The 3,527-nt window shown below is 65.5% G+C and carries 1 protein-coding gene; it reads left to right on the top strand.

The features are described from left to right. A partial coding sequence (locus BLQ55_RS30970) for a non-ribosomal peptide synthetase (protein WP_143011820.1) occupies positions 1–3,527 on the top strand: 3,527 nt, incomplete at both ends.

A 3,527-nucleotide genomic window follows, 5' to 3' on the forward strand; every position in this document is an offset into this window, starting at 1 on the left:
CCCACTGCCCCAGCCCACCGGCACCACCCAGTTCGACGTGAGCCTGTCCCTCAACGACGACGGCGACTGCATCAGCGGCCAGTTCGAATACGCCACCGACCTGTTCGACGGAAGCACCATCGCCCGTTGGGGCCAGCACTTGCTGCACCTGCTCGACGCCCTGCTCGACGACGCGACGCAGCCACTGGCGACCCTGCCGTTGCTGGACAATGCGCAGCGCCGGCAACTGCTCGGCGGTTTCAACCAGACCTACGCCCCCTTTCCCGAGGGCAAGCTGGTGCATGAGTGGTTCGAACAACATGCGCAGGCCCAGCCACAGGCCATCGCGGTCCAGGCCGAGGGCACCCGACTCAGCTACGCCGAACTCAATGCCCGGGCCAACCGTATCGCCCACCGCTTGATCGCCGCCGGCCTTCGCCCGGATGAGCGTGTGGCGCTGCTGGTGGAACGCAGCCCCGAGATGATCATTGGCATCCTGGCCATCCTCAAGGCCGGCGGTGCCTATGTGCCGCTGGACCCGAATTATCCGCAGGATCGCTTGCAGCACATGCTCAGCGACAGCTCGCCTCGGGTCCTGCTCAGCCAGGGTCTGCTGGCTGAACAACTGCCACCATTGCAGATTACGCAGTTGTTGCTGGACGACACGACTGAAGGCGATGACCACAACCCACGGATCGAAGACCTGACTTCCCGGCACCTGGCCTACGTCATGTACACCTCCGGCTCCACAGGCAAACCGAAAGGGGTGATGCTCGAGCACCGCTCGGTGTGCAACCAGATCGGTGCCCTGCAAGAGCGCTATGGCCTCAACCCTCGTGATCGCATCCTGCAATTCGCCACCATGACGTTCGACATGTCGGTGGAAGAGATTTTTGGTGCATTGCTCAGCGGTGCAACCCTGGTACTGCGCAGCGATGCCTGGATTGCCGGCACCGCTGCCTTCGCCACGCTGTGCGAACACCATGGGATCACCGTCGCGAACCTGCCAACGGTGTTCTGGCAACAGGTCAGCCGCGACCGACATGTGCCGCTGCCGACTTCGTTGCGCCAGTTCATGATCGGTGGCGAAGCGGTGGGCAAACAGGCCGTGAGCCAATGGTTCGCCCGCGCCGGCCATCGCCCGGCGCTGTTCAACGCCTACGGCCCGACCGAGGCCACCGTGAATGCCTCGATCCGCCTGATGGAAAGCGACCACGACGATTTCCGCTCCATCGGCAAACCGGTGCGCAACGCCCAACTGCATGTCCTCGATGCCAACGGCAACCTCGTACCGCTCGGGGTTGCCGGCGAGATCCACATTGGCGGCGTCGGTGTCGCGCGCGGTTACCTCAATCGCCAGGTGTTGACGGCCGAGCGCTTCATCGCCGACCCGTTCAGTACCGACCCGGACGCACGCCTGTACAAGACCGGTGACCTCGGCCGCTGGTTGGCAGATGGCACCCTGCAGTACCTGGGACGCAACGACGACCAGGTGAAAATCCGCGGTTTCCGCGTGGAATTGGGCGAGATCGAAGCCGTCCTCGCGGGCTGTGCCGGTGTACGTGAAGCAGTGGTAGTGGCCCAGGAAAGCCAACCCGGCCAATCGGACAGCAAGCGGCTGATCGCTTACCTGTGCGGTGAACCGGTGCCGGTGGAGCACTTGCGCAGCGTCTTGCTGGCAGCCCTGCCCGAATACATGGTGCCCAGTGCCTTCGTTCAACTCGAGGCCCTGCCACTGACGCCCAACGGCAAGCTCGACCGCCGCGCCCTGCCCGCACCGGGCCAGGAAGCGTTCGCCAGCCGAGCCTACGAAGCCCCACGGGGCGAGATCGAACAGATCGTCGCGACGGTCTGGCAAGACCTGCTGGGCATCGAGAAAGTCGGCCGGCATGACCGTTTCTTCGAACTCGGCGGGCACTCGCTGCTGGCCGTGAGCCTGATCGATCGCCTGCGCCAGCATGGCCTGAGCGCCACGGTGCGCACCGTGTTCACCGCACCCAGCCTGCGGGAAATGGCCCAGGCCCTGAGTCGCAGCGATGAAACCTTGTTCCTGGCCCCGGCCAACCGCATCCCGGCCGATTGCACGGCGCTGACACCGGACATGCTGCCCCTGGTGGAACTGACCCCGGCGCAGTTGGAACGAATCGTCAACGCCGTCCCTGGCGGGGCCGCGAACATCCAGGACATTTATCCCCTGGCCCCCTTGCAACAGGGCATCCTGTTCCATCATCTGCTGGGGCACGAAGGCGACGCCTATCTGGTGCGCTCGATGATCGAGTTCGACGACCGTCAGCGCCTCGATGCCTTCATCGCCGCCCTGCAACAGGTGATCGACCGCCACGATATCCTGCGCAGTGCCGTGCATTGGGTCGGGCAGCCGCAAGCGGTCCAAGTGGTGCAGCGCCAGGCCGGGCTGCCGATCCATCCCATCACCCTGACGGCCGATGAGGTTCCACGCGTCCAACTGGAGCGCTTGAGCGATCCGCGCCACCTGCGCCTGGATTTGCAACAGGCCCCCTTGATGCGCGCCTGCATCGCCCAGGACCCGCAGTCCGAACGCTGGTGGCTCGCCTTGCTGGACCATCACATGATCAGCGACCACGTGTCCCTGGGCATCGTCCTCGAAGAAATCCAGCTGTTGATGCAGGGCCAAGGCGCCAACCTGCCGACGCCCATGCCTTATCGGGAGTTTGTCGCCCAGGTACTTGCCACGCCGCCCCAGGCCCATGAAGCCTATTTCACCCGGCGCCTGGCCAGCATCGAGGAGCCCACCGCACCGTTCGGTGTGCTGGATGTGCAGGGTGACGGTGCCCAGGTGGTGGAGACCAGCGTGCGCCTCGACCGGGCCCTGAACCTGCGGATCCGCGCTCAATCGCGCCTGGCCGGGGTGACGCCGGCCGTGCTGTTTCATATTGCCTGGGCCCAGGTGCTCGCGCGCTGCACCGGCCGCGACGACGTGGTGTTCGGCAGCGTGGTCGCCGGACGCCTGCAAGGTTCACTGGGCGCCGATCGGGCCCTTGGGGTGTTCATCAATACCTTGCCGGTACGGGTGCAACTGGCCGGGTTCAGCGCCAGCACGCTGGTGGACGCAACCTATCGCGACCTCAGCGAACTGCTCGCCCACGAACAGGCCTCCCTGGCCCTGGCCCAACGTTGCAGCGGTGTTGGCGCGGGCCTGCCGCTGTTCACCACGCTGCTCAACTACCGCCACCAGACCGACGGCGGCTCGCTGGCCAACGACGACCAGGTCCTGGCCTGGGACGGCGTGCGGTTCCTGAGCAACGAAGCGCGCACCAACTACCCGATCGAAGTGGCCGTGGCGGATGAAGGGGAGGATTTCTCCGTGACCGCCCAATCCATCACCGGCATCGACCCGCAACGCATCGCCGCCTACCTCGCCCAGGCCGTGGCCGCGCTGGTCGAAGCCCTTGAACAGGCTTCCGAACGCCTCGTCAGCGATCTGGACGTGCTCCCCGACACCGAGCGGCAATTGCTGCTGGCGGACTTCAACCACACCGCCACGGATTTCGGCACGGCACAACCGATCC

Source organism: Pseudomonas sp. NFACC13-1 (assembly GCF_900104425.1).
In the GTDB taxonomy this organism is placed as follows: domain Bacteria; phylum Pseudomonadota; class Gammaproteobacteria; order Pseudomonadales; family Pseudomonadaceae; genus Aquipseudomonas; species Aquipseudomonas fluorescens_AA.